At 38.5% G+C, this 23,045-nt stretch carries 25 protein-coding genes; 24 read left to right on the plus strand and 1 reads right to left on the minus strand.

All coding sequences use genetic code 11. The annotated features are described in order from the left end of the window. The 19 genes from A1QO_RS20395 to A1QO_RS07885 form a co-directional block, all read left to right on the plus strand. Window positions 1-518 (plus strand): hypothetical protein (locus tag A1QO_RS20395; RefSeq protein ID WP_038132006.1); only part of this gene is annotated, 518 nt, incomplete at its 5' end. Between the two features lie 8 nt (window positions 519-526). Continuing rightward, window positions 527-1,498: a hypothetical protein gene (locus A1QO_RS07800; RefSeq protein WP_198927275.1), complete on the plus strand. Its 972-nt coding sequence runs from the start codon at window positions 527-529 to the stop codon at window positions 1,496-1,498. Between the two features lie 430 nt (window positions 1,499-1,928). Then, a complete protein-coding gene (locus A1QO_RS07805) occupies window positions 1,929-3,803 on the plus strand; it encodes a GlyGly-CTERM sorting domain-containing protein (RefSeq protein ID WP_017041638.1) in 1,875 nt (624 codons plus the stop codon). Between the two features lie 194 nt (window positions 3,804-3,997). Next, the gene (locus A1QO_RS07810; RefSeq protein ID WP_017041639.1) at window positions 3,998-5,233 is read left to right on the plus strand and encodes a ParA family protein; all 1,236 of its coding nucleotides are present in this window, start codon (window positions 3,998-4,000) and stop codon (window positions 5,231-5,233) included. Next, on the plus strand, window positions 5,226-6,380 hold the full coding sequence (locus tag A1QO_RS07815; RefSeq protein WP_017041640.1) for a hypothetical protein: 1,155 nt from the start codon (window positions 5,226-5,228) through the stop codon (window positions 6,378-6,380). Before A1QO_RS07810 ends, A1QO_RS07815 begins: the two co-directional genes overlap by 8 nt. Window positions 6,381-6,544: 164 nt before the next feature. Beyond that, window positions 6,545-6,850 carry an RAQPRD family integrative conjugative element protein gene (locus A1QO_RS07820; RefSeq protein WP_017041641.1) on the plus strand — a complete coding sequence of 102 codons (306 nt, stop codon included), beginning with the start codon at window positions 6,545-6,547 and terminating at the stop codon, window positions 6,848-6,850. Between the two features lie 2 nt (window positions 6,851-6,852). After that, a complete protein-coding gene (locus tag A1QO_RS07825) occupies window positions 6,853-7,107 on the plus strand; it encodes a hypothetical protein (RefSeq protein WP_017041642.1) in 255 nt (84 codons plus the stop codon). Window position 7,108: 1 nt separating this feature from the next. After that, window positions 7,109-7,480: a hypothetical protein gene (locus A1QO_RS07830; protein ID WP_017041643.1), complete on the plus strand. Its 372-nt coding sequence runs from the start codon at window positions 7,109-7,111 to the stop codon at window positions 7,478-7,480. A 43-nt stretch (window positions 7,481-7,523) separates the two neighbouring features. Further along, window positions 7,524-8,018 carry a hypothetical protein gene (locus tag A1QO_RS07835; protein ID WP_158006774.1) on the plus strand — a complete coding sequence of 165 codons (495 nt, stop codon included), beginning with the start codon at window positions 7,524-7,526 and terminating at the stop codon, window positions 8,016-8,018. 11 nt (window positions 8,019-8,029) lie between these two features. After that, window positions 8,030-8,713 carry a DUF2895 family protein gene (locus A1QO_RS07840; protein WP_017041645.1) on the plus strand — a complete coding sequence of 228 codons (684 nt, stop codon included), beginning with the start codon at window positions 8,030-8,032 and terminating at the stop codon, window positions 8,711-8,713. Then, window positions 8,713-9,564, plus strand: coding sequence for a DUF3438 family protein (locus A1QO_RS07845; RefSeq protein ID WP_017041646.1), 852 nt, complete (start codon window positions 8,713-8,715; stop codon window positions 9,562-9,564). Before A1QO_RS07840 ends, A1QO_RS07845 begins: the two co-directional genes overlap by 1 nt. After that, complete coding sequence (locus A1QO_RS07850; protein ID WP_026027088.1) at window positions 9,564-11,198, plus strand: hypothetical protein; 1,635 nt, start codon at window positions 9,564-9,566, stop codon at window positions 11,196-11,198. The genes A1QO_RS07845 and A1QO_RS07850 overlap by 1 nt, the downstream gene beginning before the upstream one ends. Further along, window positions 11,164-11,589, plus strand: coding sequence for a hypothetical protein (locus tag A1QO_RS07855; protein WP_017041648.1), 426 nt, complete (start codon window positions 11,164-11,166; stop codon window positions 11,587-11,589). Before A1QO_RS07850 ends, A1QO_RS07855 begins: the two co-directional genes overlap by 35 nt. Window positions 11,590-11,592: 3 nt before the next feature. After that, window positions 11,593-14,718, plus strand: coding sequence for a conjugative transfer ATPase (locus tag A1QO_RS07860; protein WP_084818944.1), 3,126 nt, complete (start codon window positions 11,593-11,595; stop codon window positions 14,716-14,718). Beyond that, window positions 14,705-15,148, plus strand: a complete 444-nt coding sequence (locus tag A1QO_RS07865; protein ID WP_017041650.1) for a DUF1525 domain-containing protein — start codon at window positions 14,705-14,707, stop codon at window positions 15,146-15,148. The genes A1QO_RS07860 and A1QO_RS07865 overlap by 14 nt, the downstream gene beginning before the upstream one ends. A 12-nt stretch (window positions 15,149-15,160) precedes the next feature. Then, window positions 15,161-16,159: a TraU family protein gene (locus tag A1QO_RS07870; protein WP_017041651.1), complete on the plus strand. Its 999-nt coding sequence runs from the start codon at window positions 15,161-15,163 to the stop codon at window positions 16,157-16,159. A 90-nt stretch (window positions 16,160-16,249) separates the two neighbouring features. Continuing rightward, window positions 16,250-17,593, plus strand: coding sequence for a hypothetical protein (locus A1QO_RS07875; RefSeq protein WP_017041652.1), 1,344 nt, complete (start codon window positions 16,250-16,252; stop codon window positions 17,591-17,593). Window position 17,594: 1 nt separating this feature from the next. Beyond that, a complete protein-coding gene (locus A1QO_RS07880) occupies window positions 17,595-17,909 on the plus strand; it encodes a hypothetical protein (protein WP_017041653.1) in 315 nt (104 codons plus the stop codon). Between the two features lie 4 nt (window positions 17,910-17,913). Next, entirely contained in the window at window positions 17,914-19,572 is a 1,659-nt protein-coding gene (locus A1QO_RS07885) for a conjugal transfer protein TraG N-terminal domain-containing protein (RefSeq protein WP_017041654.1), read from the plus strand. A gap of 193 nt (window positions 19,573-19,765) precedes the next feature. Here the strand turns inward: A1QO_RS07885 and A1QO_RS07890 are convergent, their stop codons facing one another. Further along, window positions 19,766-20,314: a hypothetical protein gene (locus tag A1QO_RS07890; RefSeq protein ID WP_017041656.1), complete on the minus strand. Its 549-nt coding sequence runs from the start codon at window positions 20,312-20,314 to the stop codon at window positions 19,766-19,768. Window positions 20,315-20,787: 473 nt separating this feature from the next. Here A1QO_RS07890 and A1QO_RS07900 point away from each other — a divergent pair, with 473 nt between their 5' ends. The 5 genes from A1QO_RS07900 to A1QO_RS07920 all read left to right on the plus strand — a co-directional run bounded on the left by A1QO_RS07900 (window position 20,788) and on the right by A1QO_RS07920 (window position 23,003). Further along, complete coding sequence (locus A1QO_RS07900; RefSeq protein WP_017041658.1) at window positions 20,788-21,186, plus strand: hypothetical protein; 399 nt, start codon at window positions 20,788-20,790, stop codon at window positions 21,184-21,186. Window positions 21,187-21,253: 67 nt separating this feature from the next. After that, window positions 21,254-21,844, plus strand: a complete 591-nt coding sequence (locus tag A1QO_RS07905; RefSeq protein WP_017041659.1) for a hypothetical protein — start codon at window positions 21,254-21,256, stop codon at window positions 21,842-21,844. Then, a complete protein-coding gene (locus tag A1QO_RS07910; protein WP_017041660.1) occupies window positions 21,834-22,523 on the plus strand; it encodes a hypothetical protein in 690 nt (229 codons plus the stop codon). The genes A1QO_RS07905 and A1QO_RS07910 overlap by 11 nt, the downstream gene beginning before the upstream one ends. Further along, window positions 22,516-22,755: a sulfurtransferase TusA family protein gene (locus A1QO_RS07915; RefSeq protein ID WP_017041661.1), complete on the plus strand. Its 240-nt coding sequence runs from the start codon at window positions 22,516-22,518 to the stop codon at window positions 22,753-22,755. The genes A1QO_RS07910 and A1QO_RS07915 overlap by 8 nt, the downstream gene beginning before the upstream one ends. Beyond that, window positions 22,752-23,003: a hypothetical protein gene (locus A1QO_RS07920; protein WP_017041662.1), complete on the plus strand. Its 252-nt coding sequence runs from the start codon at window positions 22,752-22,754 to the stop codon at window positions 23,001-23,003. Before A1QO_RS07915 ends, A1QO_RS07920 begins: the two co-directional genes overlap by 4 nt. Window positions 23,004-23,045: the final 42 nt, after the last annotated feature.

Consider the following 23,045-nt stretch of genomic DNA (forward strand, 5'->3'; position numbering starts at 1 on the left):
GGCAGTTAATTTCTTTAACTGCCATTATCTCTATTGCGGGAGTTGGTATTCAAACGACAATGGTCATTTTTGAAGAGGCTCCAGATAAAGAATATATTCTGAGGTCAATTAAAGATATTGACCAGTCTTTAGAGGCTTATTATTCCGAAATGAGTGCTAGTCTAAATGCTGATGCTAACCAAGTAAATTGTAAGAATTTCAATGTTGATCTAGTAGAGCTTATTGATGGGGGCTTTTTAGATACAACCAATATTGATAGGTCATCAAACGTGACTTTTGAAGCAAACTACAAATTGACTAATATCCCTTCTCCTCGTATTACTGCAAAGGTAATCAGGCTTAACTTCCCTAGTGTACCTTTGGCTACAAAATTTGCATCGACTCAAACATGGACAAGCAACGAAGGTACATTCGTGACAATAGAGCGACTAATTGAACATAAGGGCCAGAATAATTCTATAAGCCGAATGTACATTGATACAGACTCTCGCTGTTGGAAGGAGCCAGTTAATTTATGAGAAATTCAATGAAAAAGCAGGGTGGTTTTGGGTATATATTACCTTTAGTTGTAATGGCTATATTGGCATCTTCAGCTTTACTAGATACTTTGATGTTTACTAAGGAAGTTAAACGTTACGACCATTTCGTTAAAAATACCACTGACAAAGTCGTAGAGATAGTTAAATCCGCCTGGACCTTCCATCTGGATGACCTTAATAACGAACCTGACCCTACAAGTATTAACAGGTGGCCAGAAAATACGGATTCATTGTATGCTGTCAACTACTTAGAGCAATGCGACCCGTTAGCAAGTTGTATTGAAATAAATCGAACACTTTGGGACTCACCAATTGAGTTCGAGAGATTTGTTCCTCAAGATGTTACCGATCCTCTTAATCCCATAGATTTACCGGCAAAAATTCGATTCACAATTGATACTAGTGGTGCAACCGACAATGGGGCAGGTGATATCGGTCTTGCAATGGAACTTGCTAGCCATTTTCCTGCCGGTTCGGTGATTGGTACGGAAATTTCATTTTCTGTATCAAGGCCAGCTGTTGATATTGCCCACAACGCCTTAACACGAACGGATGGTACCAATCTCCCAACAGCCCACTGGGATTTTGATGGTTTTAATATAACTGAAATGGGTGATATGAATTTTAAAGATTATATTGGTGGTGATGGTACCCCTGTTTCCTTGCGAGATTCAGTTTTTGATACTATAAGCCTCTATTCACATGGTTCCTACATCAATAAACCATCATGTCCTGCTGGCTCTATCTCGAAAATATATCTAGGAATGTCTCAGCTTGTAGGTAGAAACTCTAAGGCTGTAAAAATGGGTTCTTTTCAAACCTATGCGACGGATAGTGGTAGTCGATGGATGGTTAATATTAGATATTACACTCAAAATACGTCTGGTGTAGGGTATTGGGAATATCCCGATGGGAACAATGGTAAAGCTTTAGCGTTCACTCGTTGTGAAACCATTTAGAAACACTAATCTTCATGAAAATTCATTAAAAATTTCATAGAAATCAAACTCGACTCTAAATCTTTAGAGTTAGTTGATTTCATGTAAGTAGAACTTTAGTTTATGCAGTTAGAACAATAGATATGTTGATCATATTGTGCTCAAATTGATTTGTTAAAAGAGTAATTTCGATGCTTAGATTTACTACAACCTTTGGTTGGCATCACTTAATTCCATATCACTTCTGTGACCTATATATTTTTCTCCATTTGAGAAGAACCTCACAAGCCGCAATTTTTAAATTAGCTCTCACCATTTAATTCAGCGATGACTAATTTAAAGAAATCGAATATTTCCCACCTTCATATTTTTGCACACAAGGTCTAATCGTGTTCTCATGGTTGACACGTTGTGCAGAGTTTCATATTATATTTAAAAAAGGAGTATTATTATGCTTTCAACAAAGGTATTGGCATCGTTAGCCATTCTATTGAGTGCGACTACTGCAACTACTCAAGCTATGTCAATTGGTTCTAGAGACAAAACTTCAGTGGTATCCGCAAGGTCTGTTTCTTCATATTCTTCAGGGATTTCGATTCCAGTCTGTTCAATTGACTATACAACTCTATCTAAAGAGCACTATCAAAGAGTTGCTTTCTATGTGACTGAAGATGTTTTGGACTATGCGACAAGAGAGCAAGTTGAAGATTGGATCGATACTCAGATTAACTATTCAAATCTTGGTCTTAAGAACAGTTGCGTTGACTTCCAACAAGAAGTCGCGGTGATACGATATGTAGAGTCACCTGTTAATCAACAAGATTACGGGTCAAATTTTACTTACGATACACAAGAAGTAACAGCAGATGTTTATAATGACATCATTGCTTCTTTAGATGTTGATGATCTAAGGTTACCATCGCGAACCCCAATGGGTAGAACTGGCGACGTTATTAATGCAGATTGGTTGAAGTATTCATTTGATCGTGTAGTTAGTGTGCGACCTTATTACCAAGCAAGCGGCTCTAAAGGTTCAATCTGTGGTGTGGGCCTTGGCAATTGGTCCCGACCGAATAAAGCCTCACCAGACTACATGGATGCGCCAGAAAACTTTTGGGGTGAAGTGAAGATTGGTTCGGATGCATTCTCAACAGTGTTGTACCCAAATGATTCGATTTGTTCTTCAAACGATATTGTTGCCCATGAACTCGGACATACTAATGGCCTCTCTCATGAACGGTCTTCAAATCCAGAGAATAATCACGCTGATGCACTTGGGTTTGCTGCAAGTTGTAATGGCGAGAGAAGTATCATGTGGTCTGGAACTGGAAATGTACGATCTGTACCATTCTTCTCATCCCCTAATATTACGTCTTCAGGTATTCCTTGTGGTAGTCCTGATACATCGTTCGGGAATGACTCTAGTGAAACATTGAAGTATCAATTAGGGACTTCTTACAAACATAACTCACCTCGTGTTACTCCTTTTCAAGGTGTGGTTGATCCAGGAACCAGTGGATCTGTTGGAGACACTTCCACATGGAATACGATTACTAGTAATCGCTACAATAATATGACTGTTTCAGGTGAAGTAAACTTTGGGACTATGCCATCAATTATTAATGAATCTAATGGTTCATTTAATGTTGAAGTTACAAGAACCAATACAACTTTGGTTGGTGATGTGCTCGTTCGAGCATATGGTGATGGAAATATTATTGCTGGTTATGATTTCGACTTCGAAAAAATGGTCAGTTTTGGTATTGGAGAGTCTAGTAAGACGGTAACCTTTAATACGACTGAATCTGGTTTGTACCGTCAAAATGGTCAAGTAACCTTTAAGCTTGAAACGCCATATCAAATGATTTTAGGTTCGACAAATACCTATACCCTGAACTACCAACCTACGTTGAGTGGATTCTCTGGTAAAGTTCTAATTACCAGTGCAACCGCATCATGTAGCGTAACTTGTGAAGGGATCGTACAGTTAACGAGAACGGGTGGGGCTCAAGGTTCGATTGAAGTTGACCTAGTTTACAGACTAAATGGGTATGAGATTGTTAGTGACACTGTTACATTTGCTGATGGTGAAACTTCAAAGCAATCAAACATAACTCATACTTCCATGTTTGATTTAACAGTTGATGTATCTGCTGGAAATCCTTCGGTTGCTTCTTATAGTCGTGCCATGTTCAGCAATGATGATGGCGGATCCGATAATGGGTCAGACTCTGGTAGTTCAACTGATACTGGGGGCTCAAGTGGCGGCTCAATTGGTTTCCTTGGTTTGCTCATGATGATGATGATGCATTATAGGAGAAAATGAGAACATTTAAGATATAAAAACGACCTATTAAGGTCGTTTTTTTTGGTTTGATATGCAAACCTAGACTGCTGTTGCAGTAGAAATGAGATTGATAACTCGTCTCGAATCTCGACTTGCGTTACCATCTTGCAATAATGGTTAAATGGTGACATAATTTATTGGTTGAAACGAATATTGGCCTTCGGGAGTAAAAAATGATAGTTGAAGAATTAAATAAATTAGGGAAACGAGCTTCCTTTATAGCTAAAGGAAACCAAAAGACGATTGAAGCTTTTTCAAATAAAAATCATGCCGATGTAACTTATTCCTCTGATGAATTATGCGCAATGATGGATTGCTATGCTAAACCACGAGATCTCAGAGAGCATTTGAAGAAATTGATGGAAGATGGAGTCTATAGTTTTGATCAGTTAGCAAATAAACAATATGCTCTGACACAAGATCAGGTTCGATGGTTAGCCGATCACAACAAACAGCCAAAATATGAATACAAATCATTAAGAGCTGTCGTAGCAGCATTTCTCAATTTAAAAGGTGGAGTAGGCAAAAGTACTCTTACTGTAAACTTTGCTGAAGGTTGCACGTTAATGCCTTCAACAATCGTCCAAGATAAGAAGATTTTAATAATAGATCTTGACCCTCAAGCCTCAACGACATTTCATTTTCTTAAAGGTAAACTACAAGAAAATCACATTTCAGCTACTCAGCTTATGTCTATGGAGTCTGATGATATTAATAGAAAACTGATTGAGGAGTGGTCAATCTGTAAAACGAACAATGCCAATATTGATATCATCGCATCGTCAACTAATGATGGTTTTGTTGCAGATACTTTATATGGCCTTGCAGAAAAACAAAATATTGCAGTACATGATTTATTAAGAATAAAGGTTATTGAACATATTCAAGATGATTACGACTATATACTTCTAGATGTTGGTCCACATTTAGATGCGGTTCTCAAAACAGCTCTTGGTGCAATCGATGGTTTTTTCTTGCCGACCACACCAAAGATTATTGATTTCGATTCGACACTTAAATTCATTGGGCGATGGGAAGATTTGTTTGGTGAACTCGAAAATGAAGGTTATGACTTGAAAAGGCTAAAGTTCATTAAAGGCTTCTTAAACATGACTAGTGCATCAAGTTCAAGTTTAAAGGAAGAATACAATCATCGAGCGCATTTAGACTTAAGACAAATTTTCAAACAGTCCTATATACCTGCACAGTTATCAGATTCATTTGTTCATCAAAGGTGTATGAATTATGGGTACACAGTGTTTTCAATGAGTGAGCGTGGTTACAAGCATTATGAAATTGGAGATATCAAAACTTTTTCTAATAAAAAAAGTGAACTTTCGAAGTGGGTAGAACAAATAGAAATGACACTAATTGATTGCCATGAAGAAATGGAGACATACAATGAGTGAATCAAGACAAGCAAAAGAACTTAGAGAAAAAACTAAAAATGCGACAATGATTTCTCATATTACTACTGCTATGGATCTAAGCGGCGTTAGTTTGGATAAAGATGTTCTACTAAAGAATATTGATGAGTTACATAAATTAGCAACAAAGGTTATGGATGGGGATGAAGTAGACTGGTCAAAATTCACTTCCCATCAAGAAGGTCAAGTTACGGCTCTAAATATGACGATTGATTCGCTTCTTGAAGGATCCAAAGAAGTTCAAGTCTTACGAGAATATTCGACTCCTGGGATTATTGATGGAGAGGTTGTCACTAAATACTTAGTAATCATCCCACATCATTTGATTGAGGAGACGACATATGTTGTTGAAGAGAACGACCGTGAACAAAAATCCTTAAACGCAAATACATTGTCGTACATATTGAACACGCTTACTGAAAAGGGGCAACTTGTTGCTGCAGAAGCATACAATGATAAACAGAAGGGTAAATACGCTGTTATCGAAGGCTCTTCAAGACGTGCGAGTTGTATGTTGGGTAAACGTGCTTTTAGAATGTGGGTTACTGATACGGTACCGAGTAAGGAAGCTGCTGAGTATATTTCTGAGGTAGGCAATGCATCGAAAGCCTTTTCAAGCTATGAGATTGGTAAAAAGATAATTCGTTTCAGTAACAAGTTCCCAGACGCATCAAGAGAGGCCATTGCTGAACAATTCAAAATGAAGATGGGCCGAGTGTCGTTATTTATCAATGCTGTAGAAATAGTCCCAATTGAAGCTTATCTTAGATTTCCATCAGTGACCTCTGTTAGTCGAGAAGTTATCGAGAAACTAGTGCCTATTTTCCGTCGCTTTCATAATAAAGATAAGAAAAATGGCAATGGCGATTTTACTAAACGATTGCTCGATTCAATTAAGGCCATAGATTTAGATGGAATGAATGACAGTGAGGTCCTTGAAGAGGTCATCTTAACTGCTGATAACATTCTTCCAAAAGTTAAGACTGTCGCAGTTAGTAATTGGGTTAATGTTGGCAACTCGAAATATTTGAGCGACATCAATGAATCTGAGAAGTCTGTAACGTTGAAGCTACAAAATGTAGATCAAACTGTATTGGATAAATATAAGAGATTTCTTGAGTCCTTATAACAACATCAACGTACAAAATTCAAAACTATCCCAGAACCACACGTATTTTCCGTGTGGTTTTTTTTCATTCAAAAAACGCCGCTAAAATGATGCCAGTCAGACATGGTCAAAAATAGTTGTTCTCTCTAGTATCGTTAGTAAGAGTTTCAACTTAATGGATAAGCATGCTTCAGACTAATAATTCAAAATGGTTGTTTTTTACGGTTGTACTGATTATTTCCTCATCGGTTAATGCCAGTACTCAGTCATATCGAGAGCACCTCCTTAATGCCAGGGCTCAGTTAAACCAAGCAATACTTGCACTTGAAAGAGCAGAAAGAGCAAATGATGGTTCTCAGAGGTACAGTTTCGATACGATTGAAGGGAAGCGTTCTATACGTGAAGTTATGGAAGGCGTTGACCATTTTATGAGTGCACCACTACAGCCTCAATTGATACCTAATCAATACTCGAATAAAGAAGGCGACTGAATATGGCTTGTGATAAACCGAGTAAGGAATGTTTGAAGCCAGCATTTGATGCAGTGGCTGGTTCTGATGCGGTTAATGCACTTTTAAACGTTATTACAGCAACATGGTACGTATCGATATTGTTTCTAGGTCTACTTATCATACTTGCTATGATGGTTGGCCTTAGTACAGGTAAGCCGAACGCACTTACATATTTCACTCAGTTTTTAAGATTTGCAGCTTTAGTTACTTTTGTAGGTTTAATAATAGGGACATAACATGATTTACCAAGTTAAAAAAAGAATCTGTGCAATATACATCTTTATTTGCACTCAACTGGCTTCATTTCAGGCCTTCGCTTTAAATCCACCGTCAGCACCTAAGATTTCGGGGCTTACTCAGGGTGATAGTAATTGGATAAACGTATTAACCGTCATTGTTGCGGAAGTAGGTAATCTCGGCGCATTAAGTGTTACTGCATTCATCTCCTTAGCTGGCTTAATAGGACTTGGTGTAGCTATCTGCCTTGAATTATTTACTGAACGTGGTTCAGGTAAACAAATTGCTTTTGCGGGCGCGATTTTAGCAATTGGTTTGACTACATCCGCATACCTTGTTCAAGACTTATTGACACTTTTAGGTAAATCATAAAGTGTCTGGCCAATACCCTGAAAGTTCACTCGACGAAATTCAAATGTCCCCAAGTGTTATTAAGGGGGTCTCGCTAGGGGAACTTGCGATCATCGTATTTTTAACACTATTTGAAGTAGCTTGGTTTTGCATTCAATTGTCTAACCTGATCCCTTTCTTTAAATTCTTTGTGGTTGTATTTGGAATGGGGATGCTCATTAAAAGGTCGATTACACGCTGTATGAAAATGAGCAAGTTAAAGAAACAACTTCCTGGTGCATTGGCCCATTTATCAATTAAAAGATCACTTAAAAGTTATTTAACTCCATCAATAATTGTTCTGTTTTTTAGCTTGTTTTTTATATTGTTCATCATATTGCCAGTTATTTTTTCAATATTTGGATTGGCTTCGCTAAGTTTTTTAGCAGCACCCTATTTGATGGGGTACTTAATTATGAAATGTACAAGTGATGTTGAAGCTTTTTCCCCAAAGGCTACACCATCGAATAAAGATGATCTCATAGTTTCAGATACTATTTTTAGTACAAATAAATATTAAGGATACAATTCATGGCTGGTCCTAGAAGTAAGGCTGAACAACTTCAAAAGATTATTTTCTGGCTACTTGTAGGCCATGTAATATGGCCTGTTGTTATATTGAAACTGTCATCAAATATAGATGCAATCCCAAGAGAAATGACTGTAGATGTACCACCGGACCTAAATATGGGGATAACTCGTAAATTATATGAAAGGGATCCGGCTCAAGTGCATGGTTATGCTTATATGATTCATGAACTCATCAATAGTTGGGATGAGATTGAAGACAAAAAGAAGCTTGATATTTCAACAGAAGAAAAACGCAGTCAGTCTTTTCCGGTGCAGCTTGTGAGTGATTATCGCTGTTACATTACTCAGGAATTTGAAAAAGAGCTCACTCAAAGAAGAGAAAATTATGTGGCCAAAGGTGAATATATAGGCCAAGCCAGATACTCAAATCTGATCCCCGACCTGGCTTTTTCAGATAAAAATGTATATTCATTGGGCGACTCTTGGGTTGTCGATTTACCAGTCACGCAGACCGAGTATTACAACGGGACTAAGCTTTATTCTAGAGATATCAGCGTAAAGTACAGAGTCATAAGAGGCGAGTCACGAGCAATTAATTGTCATGGTGCTCAATGGAACTTTCAATTAGCGGGGTTCTATGAAGAACCTAAAACTATAATTAGAAACTCAGTGGAGACTCAATAATGAAAACTCTTTGGGTTAGTGTAATTATGATTTTTTTTGCATTTAGTGCAAACGCTGTAGAGGTTCATATATGGAAAGGTGAACCAATTAAAATCGTGTTGGAAACAGGTAAACAGCGCATCATTGAGTTACCAGATCATGCAAACCTTTCAGTACCAAGTTCAATTAAAAGTAAGGTATTAGTAGAACCGGCAAATGGGTCTATCTACATAACGGCCCTTGAGAAATTTGATACTACACCTGCAAGAATCACATTAAAAAACTCCAACATTCAAATTAGACTGAATTTAATGGTTGTTGATGCGACTGATTTAGAGGTTGAACATATAAAAATTGATCTGTTCGAAACTAGTGTACAAAATCCCACTGTAAGTAGAAATGCACAATCAAATAATGTCCCTCCATTCATGCAAAGTTCGAGCATCACGGACGTCGCTCTTATGAGGTTTGGCCATCAACTCTACTGGTTACCTGAAAGGTTGCGTCCTGAACTACCAAGAGGTGTTACTCCTGTGAGAATACCTGCCAACTTGGACCTTACATCGCTCATGACTCATTGCTCGTTCGGAGTTTTCGCTTTTAAAGCTTTGGATGGTTTCAAAACAAGAGATGGCCGTTACATCACTACGTTGGAAATGACGAATTTAACTGATCGTAAAAGGTATATCAATTTAACCCATTGGAACACACAAGCCCTTCGTGTATCCCCTCATGATTTGTATGTTCAACCAGAGGGTACCGCTGGGTCTTATACAACGTTGGTTGTCATTACTGAGACACAGTTTCATGCGGCCATAAACTCTAATCCTTACATTTTTACTGAATTTGGCATGGATGAGGGGTGTTATTAATGGCTAAGAAAAATAAAACCTTTGCGTTAATTGGTGTAGGTACCCTCGTAATGATTGTTTGGGCGGGTTACATGTTCTGGTCAAATACCATTGCTCCCAAGTTACTTGCTCCTGTACCTATTGTAAGTTCATATGAACAAAAATTAGAAGATAACCCAGTAACAGAAACTGATTTTATGCCGCCAGCTGCAATGCTTGAAAAATTACGTGGTGACATAAACAGCGCTAATTCGTTGGCGTTGAAAGCTATTCAGGATAATCAAGATTTAAAAAATCGACTCGAGACGGCACAACAAGAGGCCTATGAGAAAGGACTGACTGAAGGTGCAAGCAATTCTAAACCGGATAATGCAGAAGAGTGGATTGCTGGAATGAGTGAAAAATCCACACCACCATCAGATTCCACCACGCCAATTTACAAACGAGATGAAGGCGATGATTCCGTAACTACGTCACTTTCGAAAGCTATGGGTGGAGACCCTTTTGATTTGGCAGATAGAGTTGCAAGCTTTAGCGAAAATCGAGAGAAGGCATTTGGAACACGGTATACAGAAGATAAAGCCAATGTAACCATTGAGTCAGTTTTAGAGGGCTGGACTGGGGAGTCTCAAAAAAAGATGGTTGTCGATACAAGCGAGTCTGGTCGCCCTTCCGGTTTATCTTCAGGCAATGACAATGCCTCGTATGAAGCAACGTCTGGTGATACTAATCCTAGTGATAATGTCTGGGTCACTTTTGAGCCAATAGACAAAATTGAAGTATTGGATGAAAAGGGCATTGCAACGACAACTTACCCGAAAATCGTTGGCAGAAGAACATCCTCATTCGCAATGAATACTATCAATGAAGATCTAGATGAAAAGACTGAAGATACTGAACCTAAGCCAATTCCTTTCGCAACAATTAATGCTGGAGCAAAGATCGTAGGAGCGAGAGCACTTGACGGTATCATTGGTATAGTTCCTCTGGATGGTGATGTAACAAATCCGAATCGATTCTCTATAAAAGTGGGTCCAAGAGTTCTCGCTACTAATGGATTAATGATTCAAGGCCTTGAAGGCATGGAATTTTATGGTGTCGCCTCTGGTAATTTCTCTGATTCATGTGTTAGAGGGTTTATTGATGGAATGACTTATATATTTGAAGATGGAACTATTCATACTCTCAATACAGAGAACTCTGGAGATTTAGGTTTTTCAGATGCATTCCTTGGTAGGTTGGTTGATGATGAGGGCTATGAATGCATTCAAGGGGTGGTTACCAGTGATATTGATGAAGTTTTACTGGCTCGCGGTATTACCCGAGGTACACAAGGTATAGCGAATGCCTTCGCAGAAGCGGAAACTGAGAAGTTTACTAGCTTAGAGTCAGGATTAGAATCGTCAACGGTCAATGGAAACCCTTTTACTTACGCTGCTGCTGAAGGTATTGCAGAGGCGGCTGCAGGAGGGGCTGAAGTGGTCGATCAAGTATACGCAAGCCCTCAGATAAGTGTTTGGGTGCCAAATAATACACTACTTGGAATAAGAGTAACGCGGCAGTTAAATATTGATTACAACCCGAACGCTAGGAAAATTAATTATGAGTATGGATACAGTGATGAAAACAAAATTTATTCTTCCGAGCTTGATTAGTTTTTTAGTTCTAGGTTGTAGCAGTGGTTCACATATACCTAAGTCAGGTATCTCTACTGAGGATGTGTACCACGGGGGCACTTCCGCGACCTATACAGGTAACTCAAAAGCTAGTGGTAATAGGAATAGTGTTCCTTGGCGATCTACTACTCCACACGAGAGAGCTGAAGTTGATGTCTATACCTTGCATAACTCTCCTCGGGTGAATTTTCAATTGTTAGACAATCCGACTATCTATTTTTATGTACCTCCAAAATTAAGTAAAACAGATAGAGTGCCTATACCTGGGTACTTCAGTGAATTCAAGCTCCTTGAAAAAGACGAATATGCATTACCAAGTGAACGAAATCTGTCCAATAGCGAAACTTACAACTTTAAACAGGGAGAGTAGGCAATGAGTGAGTCCATGAATGTAGACTTAACTGAAGACGAATCAACGCTAGAAATGAGTGCTTTTTCTCAACTCTTATACTCCGCACGTAAAGTTTTGTCTGAATATTTGGATCCTGATAGAGTTGCTGGCGAAGCCTCACTCTCAATGGCAGAACATAAAGCATTATTTGAAACTCATGGTGCTTCATTTGGAAAATACATGCCATATATGGGTTACTGTCAAGAGACGGATATTTTCAGTTTTGATGATGGGAATAATTATGGAATCGTTTTTGATGTAAAGCCTCTAGCCACTGAAGGCCGATCTACCGACTACAAACGTGAAGTAGCCATTGAAATAGTTAAGACTCTATCTAACTCATTTCAAGAATATGATGAAGCTGATGGTGAATGGGTATTGCAACAATACCGTTGGAAAGACACGGATCTTGAATCACTTGCTGATGAGGCTTATGAATACGCTGATGCTTATGCAAAAGAGTCACCTTTAGCGGAAGTGGTACTAAAAGGCATGATGAAGAAACACTTTAAATCATGCGCTGCTGAAGATGGTCTTTTTACTGACAATGTAGTTACGAGACAACCATTTGTCGGTGGTATTGAACGAACAAAATTGGTTATTTATCGTCGACTTGGTCCAGATTCACTTAAGAGAAAACGCAAAGTTAATGCAAAGAAGGAGCTTGAGACTTTAGCGACAGGCCTTGAACAATCATTGAAGAAAATCGGAATTGATTTAGTACGTAACACAGAATTCGACTTTTTCTATTGGTTAATTAAATTCTTTAATGACAAACCTGAAGGCCAATCATCAAAAGATTACTTTGAGAATATTGTTCCTAAAGTCAATCTTGATGGCGACCTTCCTGAAAACGTTCAAGCAAATCTTTTTTTAAATCGTCCACGATACGAAGCAGAAGAAAATCTGTACACGATAGGCGAAACTCATCACAAACTGGTAAGAGTGAATGGTCTGAACGGGATGACAGACATAGGGCACTTAACAGGGGAGGTTGAGACCAGCGCATCTTCCACTTGTATAACGGATCAACTTCCTGCAGGGACAATGATGTGCATGACGTCAGTTTTCTGTACTAAAGAATTTGTACAAGGTCTACTGAACAGGAAAGAAGCGGTATCACAATCAAATCTGAGTCCTGGCAATGCGATTATGAGAGAGAAGATTCAATACCACCGCGAATGCTTGGGCCACGATCATGTTCGCCCTACAATGACCTCACTGTGTTTCTACGTTCGAGGTCGCGATAAGGACGAACTTCATGACCGATATTCTTCTGTTTGTAATACGCTGGTATCTGCAAACTTAACCCCAATTCAAGAGCGCGGATACATAGATCCTTTAGCGGCTAACGCTTTTATTTACAACTTACCTATGTGTTTTGACCCTACGATTCCAAACGCGAAAAAGTGCTTGGTACCAATCTATTTGCATGATGTGGGGAATTTGTCTTTCTTTTTCGGTCGAGAAGTTGGTTCAGGCAATCCATTGCTATTAATGTTTAATCGGTCAGGTTCAGTATTAACTAAAGACATAATGGTGAAGAAGGATAGGCAAGCTAATGCCCACATGCTCGTCACGGGTACTACAGGTGCGGGTAAGTCGGCCACTTTAGTTTATTTAACCTTGTTATTGATAGCTATAAAGCGCCCAAGATTGTACATAATTGAAGCGGGTGGTTCATTTCGCCATGTTGTTGGTTTTATTAAAGACCATGGAATGACAGTTAATGAGAAAAGGATAACTCCGTCTGACCCTAAGAACGATTATTATTGTCCAAATTTATGCCCTTTCAGTGACCTTGTTCTTTTGATTAATGATGGTGTTGTTGAGTTAGACGATGAAGAGATCCAAATCGCATCATTTAACCAATCGGCGGCCCCAGATGTGAGAAAGACTTTTACCATTGAATCCGGCATTTCGTTTGAACATTTAGATGGGGATGGTGGGTCATTGCACGAAGTTTTGATGGAGGAAGCAAAAGAGGAAATTGAGTCACATTGGGCTCTTATAAAGAAAGAGCAAGAGTTTGACAAAGCACGAGTTAAAGCAATCAATAAAGGGGAATCATTTACGGAAATATTTGAGGAAAGTGAGCAGAAGGACCGATTAGGGGAGATTGAGCTTATAGCGTTTTCCATGATTACTTCTGGTGAAGAGAAAGAAATGAATCGTTTCTACCAATCTGACAAACGATACTTACGACAAGCTTTGATGAATGCAGGGAAGTTAGGATACATCAATAATTTCACTCCAAATGTACAAACGGTTGCCGATGAGCTTTTCAGAATGGCTGAGGATAAGTCAAATAAACGTCTTTTAGAGCAGCAACGTGTCAGGCTATTTGATATGGCTGGTGCCTTAGAAAACTATACCCAAGGTTTTGATGGTGACTTGCTTAATAAAGTCCCCGCCAATGATGATGAAATATTTCCAGATGTTGATGTTACGGTGATTGATTTGGCTACTTTAGCTAAACCTGGCAAAGAAGCATTACTTGGTGTTGTATATGTTTCAATTCTACAGAGGCTAAATGCTCTAGCTGAAAAATACCAAATGACAGGTCGATTGCTCATTAAAATTACCGATGAGTGCCACCTCGTGACAAAAAATGTCTTAACCTCGTTGTACATAGTTAAAGTCATAAAATTATGGCGTAAATTAAATGGTTTCGCATGGATGGCAACACAAAACTTAAAAGATTTCCCTGGTGAAGCTGAAAAAATGTTGTCGATGATGGAGTGGATAATGATGCTCTTGCCTACTAAGAAAGAGGTCGAACTTCTTGAGGCGTTAAAACCATTGACAGACGAACAAAAGACCATGGCGTTATGCGCGAGAAAACAAGAGCACTCATACACTGAAGGTTGTCTATTTGGTGCGGATTTTAATGCTTTGTTTCGATGTGTCCAACCTTCAGAAAGTCTTGCAATGGCGGGTACGGATGGTGAAGAAAAATTGGAGATTGATCAGTTAGCTAAACAATATAATTGCCCTCATAAGCATGCGAGTTTGATTAAAGCATACAAACTAGACCGTATAAGAGGTGTTGAGCCTATTCGGTATGAGCATATTGCCTATACGGGGATTTACGATGAAGCTAGCTAAGATATTAAAGTATGTCTCAATTGCGTGGCCACTGGCAGCAACGAGCCAATTTGGGCATGCAAGTATAAAGATGGATGTTTATATAGATAGCAATACAGAAGTCTTTGTTCCAATGTCGCGTAAGATTTCAGCTTTTAATGTACATAAAGTTGATGCATTAAAAATAAATGAAGAGCGGATTTCCAAATTATTACCTAAAGACCCTAAACTAGCACAAGAACGCATCGCTAGCTTTGTTGAATCTGGTGAGTATAAGCAATATGCGCAGGACTTAATTGATAGTTGGTCATCTATTAGCTCGGTGGTTGGTCGGGGGATAAAGAAAGTACCGGCAGTAGTTATTAACGATAAATATGTTGTATATGGAATGAGCCCACAAAAAGCACTTATCTACTATGATGCTCATATCATCAAGTACGGCTCTCAGTAACGAGATGGATTGATGAAAAAAATAATTTCTATTCTATTAACTATCTGCTTAATTTCCCCACTCCAAGCTAGTGAAGACGCACAATCAACTATGCCATTTATGGAATTGTCCACGGCGTCCATGGCTCCTCAATGTGTAAAATGGAAGGTGACAGGTATGTGCTTTTGGATGACTTGTACACCATTCGGATGCTTCTTTTCGTCGTCTGTAAAAGTTAATCATTGGAATCCTGATTTAGTAGTCGAAGTTAAATCGGATACTGTAATGTCCCCGATGGGATATACGGCAATTACTGGGGAAATTTTTAAAGAAATAGGAGGAGAGTTACTTAATCTTGCAGGTATTGCAAACGATGGCTTACAAAGCTCTTCTTCAGGTAGTGCTAACCCAAACTCTAGCGGCGGGAATGCCTCTTCTAGTCAAAAGTTCTATGATGCAACAGTAATAGGAAATCCAGCATTATTACAATACTCAACATTCTATGGCACTGCATTTGGGACTATCGGGTGGTGCCAGTCTCCAGCGACACCTTTAAATATTTACTACGACTCTCTACTAGATGCATTTGAATGGCGTGTCGGGATGTTTGAAGGATTTACTGCAATGTATCAATCGGAACCCCTTGGTCCACCTTTGGTCGATACATTTGGAGATCTATACCCCCGAATAGGAACAACAATTAATAGTTCGCCATACAAATCAGCATCAACCTTAGCTTACAGGGCTGCACATATTGTAACAATGGGGTCAGGAATGCATGCGACATTGGGTACTTTACCCCCGACCAGTACAACCAGCCATTCATGGCCAGTACTTCCTATGACTAATTACACAGCTCTCTGGTCAAACGTTAAACCTTTCCCTAGCGTTATGTGCCAACCAATGGCTTCTGAACTTCAGCATTCAATACAGGAAGGTTCGGCACATTCTGAATTGCAAAACTATTTAAAAATTTTATGGCGAAACTACACTTGTTGTTATCGTCGCGGTTCGAAATTAATCAGTGGATAAAACGCCGCCTAAATAGTCAGATTATGGCTAGGGAATTTACTGATGGATAATGTTTAATCACCTTATTATTGAGATAATAAGGTGTTTTTTATGATAGGGATGTTTCGAAAATCATTCATAGTGATTGCAATGACTTTTCCAACGTTAGTACATGCAGACTTTCAAAAAGAGATTGATTTGCTTTCTGGAGGAACATCTACTCCTAATGTCCCAGTAGCAGCGAATTCGATTGTTAAATGGGGGCAATGGCAGGAACTTTTCGAAACAAGTATCGGTGGCTCAAATACTTGTGGCAACTTTGACCCTATCCATAGTGTCCAACAAAGCTTTAAACAAGCCAAAGGTAGGGTTAAACAGACTTTAGAAGTCATTCCCGATGCTATTAAAGGGTCAATAAACCCTGCATCAATCGCTGCCGCTGCACTCCAAAGAGCAAGCCCTCAAACATACGAAATGATGATGAACGGGATTTCTATTGGTTTTGATGAATTCAATTTAGCTAAAGATCTTTGTGAACAAGCCCAAAAACGCTTACTCGATACAGTCCCTGAATCTGAATATCAGAAAGTCGCTCAAAGAACAGAAATGGAATCTGTAAATAGACTACTAAAAAATGGTAATAAGATCGATATTGCTGACCTTTTCGGCAGTAATGGGGCGGAAAAGGAACTAAATGGTGATGGCGGTATTGATACCCCTGATGGTAAACGTGGTGGAGCTGGTGCCCCGAGGTTCCTTGTAAACGATTCAGCTCGATTTGGTTTCGATAAAATAGCTGAAGTAACTGGTGATGATGAGCCAGTTATGCCGATTAACCAAATGAAACCAAGGAGTATGAAGGAGTATTTCAAAGATGGAAACGAACTTAAGGAATATGTCGACCGCGTGATTGGCTCCATTGCCATCGCAACTTGTACAGATTGCAAAAAAATTGAAATACATCCTGGCCTTGGTATTGACCCGCTCATAAATGAAACTGCGATATCATATTATCAAGATATTTTCGAGTTAGTGGAACGGCCATTAGGTGAGATTGAAATGGCACACTTGAATGAAATATCTGTATACCCACTGGCTAGCGTAAGTAGTACGACAATCCGATATCTAAAGGGAACTGAGAGTAGCCAACGTCAAAATGATATTGCTTCGTTGGCTTATGACCTTGCGACCGCTGAACATCTTCAAAAAATTGAGTTTGCTAAACAGGCTTTGTTAGTCGGTAAAGCATCACCAGAATTTGCGAACAATGTAGCTGTTAAGAATGATGTAGATAATCAAATTGCACTTCTAGATTCCCAAAGAAGTAATGTAATTACTATGTACAACGCAAAACAGGTTCTAAATTCTGGTGGGATAAATACAATTTATGAGCGTAAACGTATCGAAGATAAGTATCGAGACTTTAGAAGTCCACAACCATTGGGGTTGCAATAATATGAATGACAAAGTCCATAGTTGTGAATCAGAAGAGCCTGAAAAAAACGTTAAAACCGATGTGGTTCGTTACGGTGTTATTGCACCAATATTAGTTTGTATTCTAGGTGCACTGTCGGGTCTTATAGCATATCTAACTGGAAGTACCATCTTTGATCCTATAGTGCGATATACGGTCAACATAACCATGATAATAATTCCTTTTGCGCTTATGAGAATTTATTTTGGGATGCCTAAAAAGAAGGAAACCAAATGGCAACTTACTCGTATAGCAAGCTATATGATTGTCTTATCTATCTTTATTTGTTGGTGGTGAGAATATGCTACAAGCTAATGATTATCTAGATATCTTCATGCTGCCTATGGGGTTCTTTATTCACAATAGACTGTTTGAAATATTGGAAATGACAGGCCTAATTTGGTTACCATTTTTAGTGATTGCAGTAAAATCTATTGTAGATGCTCGTCTAGCGGGTCTTTCGGGTGAAGAAGCCATGGCTTCGATTCTAGCTGTGATTGAAACAAGGTATGTGATGATGGCATTAGTTGTCATGGTTGCGGTTTCCCCTGTTGAATCTGTTGGTGTTGCAACACCAACTAGCGTGAAATATGAAGTAACAAGTTGCAATGACAAATATAGGCGTGTTTTAGTAGGTGAAAGTGTTCAAGGTGTTCGAGAAGGCTTTGAATTCACGCATGACATCGAGAGCTACACAACACTCGCATATGGCCTTACAAATATGCTGTCTACCGCGACAGTAAACAGTGTTATTGCTACTTTGCCTTGTACAATTGGTTATCGTGATTACCAACATATCTTCGATAATACTAACTTAAAGAATGAAAAGACGAAAAGACTTGTTGATGCATTTTCAACACAGTGTTACATACCGGCACTAAGCAAAATTCTCCGGAATCATTCAATTGAGTATGATTTTCAAGAAGATGCGTATTTTAAAGTGTTTGGTGTAATGGCTCCTGACATCGTTGATCAGTATGGTTCTAAGGACCCTCAATTGATAATGACTACCAAGATTTCTGATTGGGATATCCCCCCTGCAGACAATATGCTAGCTTCTGATTCAATCAGTCAAACTTGTTTGACAAGTTTCAATAAAATAAAAGAACTCATACTTAATGACCCTTATATTCAAAGACAAGTCACACTAGCAATTGAATTAGGTGAAGAAGGTACAAATTCATATATGCAGACTTTAACCAATGTCGGTTCACCAGACCTGAAGTACGTTGGTGAGGATTTAGATAATTTAAAAACCTATCAAATACAAAAGCTATTTAGGTCAGCTGTTGGCCAAGGACTGATGGAACGATCGCCTTCACGGTTAAAATTGCCTGAAGTAACGGGTGGCATATTTGAGTTTACTGAATCTACAGTATCATGGTTAGTGTCAGCAATTGGTTCAATAATCGCTTGGGGTATTGCAATTGGTACGGCGGGTGTGGCAGTAGACTTGATACCATGGATGATTTCAATATTCCAAGGGGTAGTAGCATCCTTTTTTATAATCATTCTGTTTTTTAATGCTTATTCAGGTAGGTCACTTATGATTGTGATCGGAACTGTTGTGGCACTAGAGTTTGGCATGCTTGCACTGGAACTCGCAATTTGGATAGACAATATAGTGTTTACTATTTTGAAATCTAAGTTAACGTCTTTCTCAACAATGGATCCAATGAGACCTCAAGGCATATTCTTAGCTGGTATGGCAGCGGCTACGATCTATATTGGTATACCGACATTCACTTACAAGTGGTTAAGTCAAAACATTGGTGCAGGGATGGGACATGCAGATATAACCGGAAATGCAGCTCAAGTAGGTCAAGCTGGTGCAGTTGGTTTACTTAAATTACTGAGTAAAGGTGGAAAAATGGGAATGGGGGCAGCTAAAGCAGGAAAGGATAAGTTAGCTAGTGCTGCAAAAGCTGGAGAAAATATCAATAACTCCCTAAACGGATAGGCATTTGAAAGGTACGAGTCAATAGACTCGTACCTTTCGTGTTCTTAAGCAAAGAAGAGCATAAGGACTACCCCTGCAAAAAGGGATACTAAAATGTGGTAACCACCATAAATTTCTAATGGAATAAACCCTACCCAAAAGAAAAAACGAGGACCAGTAAATAAACAAGTTAGAATATTGAAAACTATAGTACTCATAGTGAATCCTTAATATAGGGTTTACATTCATCGAAATAGCGGCAATTTTGACATTTTTTCTTATCTGGGTTTCTTTCTTTTACGAACTTACCGTTCAAAATCCTTTTTGCAAGACTTATAGATTTTCTGTATTTTCTAGCAGTTTTTTTAGGCGACAATGCATTCAGTGTTTTTTGTTCTGTTTTGTTTGAAATAACGATGTATTTAATAGGTGGGATATTTGGATCAGATGCCATAGCTAGTACAGCTATTTCTGCCTGTGCGATATCACTATCATAAATACCTTTATATCGAGCTTTAATTTCAACAACGGTACCTTCTCTAAATCCGGTTTCATAAACTGCATCAGGAGTCGCGCCTATGTCATATTTCTTATCGATAAATGCAAACCCTCTTTTTGATTTTGAATCATCAAGGAAGAGCTTTTTCCCCCTAAATCCAAACGGAGTATCTGAATATCGTAGAGCCGCAATAAAATCTAAGAATTTCGTAAATAGAACAATTGCTATTGCCAACAAAATTAAAATCAAAATAAACTGATACATACAATCACCACAATAACAACTAGGATAATCACGAATATTCGAGAACTGTTTTTTTCAGCTGAAACACATGCCTCATTGACGGAGTTATGGTACTGGTCGCCTTTTTCTCTCAATATCTTATCTTTTTCAGATATGACAGCACCTTGACGGTCACGACTTGCAGCGTACGGACATCTAACCACTTGCCCTAAAAGACTCGCTGGGACCAATTTTTTTTTCATAAGTATAATTCCTTGTGTGCACACATGGTGTGTATTTGTTCATAAGGTTAGTATGAATCCGATTTGAATAAATAGCAATCACTAATTTGACAACATTTAGTAGAACTGCGATTATATAAAGGCAAATTGATTATCCCGACACATTCTGATAATCACTAACTTTGTTAGCGTGTCATTGAACTACCTCAGTCCATTGGACTTTTTTTGCTACACCATTTGGGTCGTATGCGAACAACACACAAGGAAACGAAAATGTTTATTCTATCAATGCAAGTAGAACACCTAGCACTTCTAATTATCGTCACTATAGTAACTTATTTTTTTATGAAGGCCAAAATACGGTCTTTATTCAAGTTATTGAATAATATCGCAATTTATGCCTTCTTTAGAGCTGGTGACAACTGTGATAAAAACGGCAACTTAAAGGGTCAGGCTCACATCGAAAATCAAGCACGTCGTGCTCGAGAAAAGATGGTGTCCACTAGTCCAAAACCCAAAAATACAAGGGTTAAAGTGGAGAAACAATCAGACTTTGCTTCTGAGAGTTTTCACTTCACTGCAACTGAAGAAGTTGACCTTTCTGAGCCAACCTTTAAAAGGAATGGCTTCAAAGTAACTGATACCGATGGATTACTAACTGTCGGTAAGTAACTAACATTCTATTTTAACCATTAAATACCTCCGCTCTAGCGGAGGTTTTTTTTTAAGGGTCCGAAAAATGTTAAACAAAAAACTGTTCAAGAATAGCTTTGAACTTTGCGGAATTGTTTCTGAAGAGTCAGATGCTTTAATCAAATTGTCCAATAATGGAATGCTCATCAACATCGAGCATAACTTCACTGATACGCCTTTTATGGTGGGTTCTAACATCCAAGTATTTGGTACCTATTCTTATGAGGACAGACTCCCAATATTCAGAGCTTCGTCTATTGATTTTATTGACTCCCCAGAATCACTGAATGGACAAATTGAGGGGGTTGTTAAGAAACTAACCCGTATGGGAACAAAAGATAAACCATGGGCGAAAGTATTGCTTGATGTAAAGCATCATCATGCTTTTCGAGATCCGAAAGAGGTTACATCTTCAATCTGCCTCGTCAATTTAAGTCAATCATCACTGGAAAGTATTGGATACGATCTCTATGAAGGTGATGTTCTTGGCTGTAATGTCCATTCGGCTTCAAATGATGTTGAATTGACATTGAAGGTGTCAAAAATCTTCCTTCATTACCCCAAACACGTCCTTGATTACTTTCATTCTTCTCGATACACGAATGCAAGGCTAAAGGAGGCCTCGAATGGTAATTAACTACCTGGGCATGGGGTATTACAGAATGGGAGAGTTTATTGGAGTTGCTAAGAAGTTTGAATCAAAGACAAACCGAGTTCAGTTAGATACAGGGTTGTGGATTCAATTAGATATTTCATTAACCAATCAGAATTGTTGGTTAGGCAGTATCGCTGGATTGTCGGCATATTTCACCAACGGCATTAATAACAGATCTTCCTCGAAAGTGAATTATTCTGGCCAATATGAGTACACGATTAAGTACATAGAAGATACAGTCGTGCACATTTATGGTGGTGGCCAATCTGTTTGTATTCAACTAAATGAACCATGGTGGTTTTTTAGCTGTGCAGAACTGATCGGTCTAGCAATAAATGACTTTGAATCTGTACACCCTCACACAAGGAAAATCAATTTTAATAAAATTACTTCTATATCCGAAGACTCAAGTTTCTTAGATCTGGCGCAAGCCGTTGAAGTTATGAAATCTTATCAAGATTTTTTTGGCAACTTTTACTTCGAAAGTCAGAAGGAAATCGATGTTCTAAACGCCAATATTGGTTGTGATGTTAGATTGCAAGAGGCCGAAAGAGCACTTCGTAAATTCATTCATAACTCACAACTACGTTGTGAATACTTTAACAAAACCAACTCACGAAAATTGCGAGTTATTGAATTACAGGAAATAGACTATGACTGAACATGAACTAGATATATCTGATCTTATCTGCCCTGAATCATTGTTGCTGATAAAAAAAGCGGTGAAAAAGGCACGTCCCAATGACAAGATCAAAGTCATCAATAACCAAGATGATGTTATTGAGCGTCGAATTAACGAGTATGGTCATCTACTTGGTTACATTAAAGAACAATCGGAAATGAAGTATTTCAATAAGATTGGAGAGCACACATATCTACTGGAGGTTGCATGAAATTAAATTTGGTAGAATATGGGTTTGGCTTGATAAGAGCTGATCTAGCGGATGGTCTAAAGACAATAATGTTTTCAACTCCGTATGTTGAGCAGCAGATTAAAGCAAACATTGCAAACGCTATTAAAAATTGTACTAAAAAATCTAGTTTTTCTATTAAAGTATCTAATGGGAAATCCAATATCGAAATGAACTTAAATGCTGAAATTGATTCACACTTATCTTTAGTGAAAGTATGTGAGTTATAGCATAAAACCAATAAAGCCTACTCTTTTGAGTGGGCTTTTTTT

The organism is Vibrio genomosp. F10 str. ZF-129 (genome assembly GCF_000287055.2).
GTDB lineage: Bacteria > Pseudomonadota > Gammaproteobacteria > Enterobacterales > Vibrionaceae > Vibrio.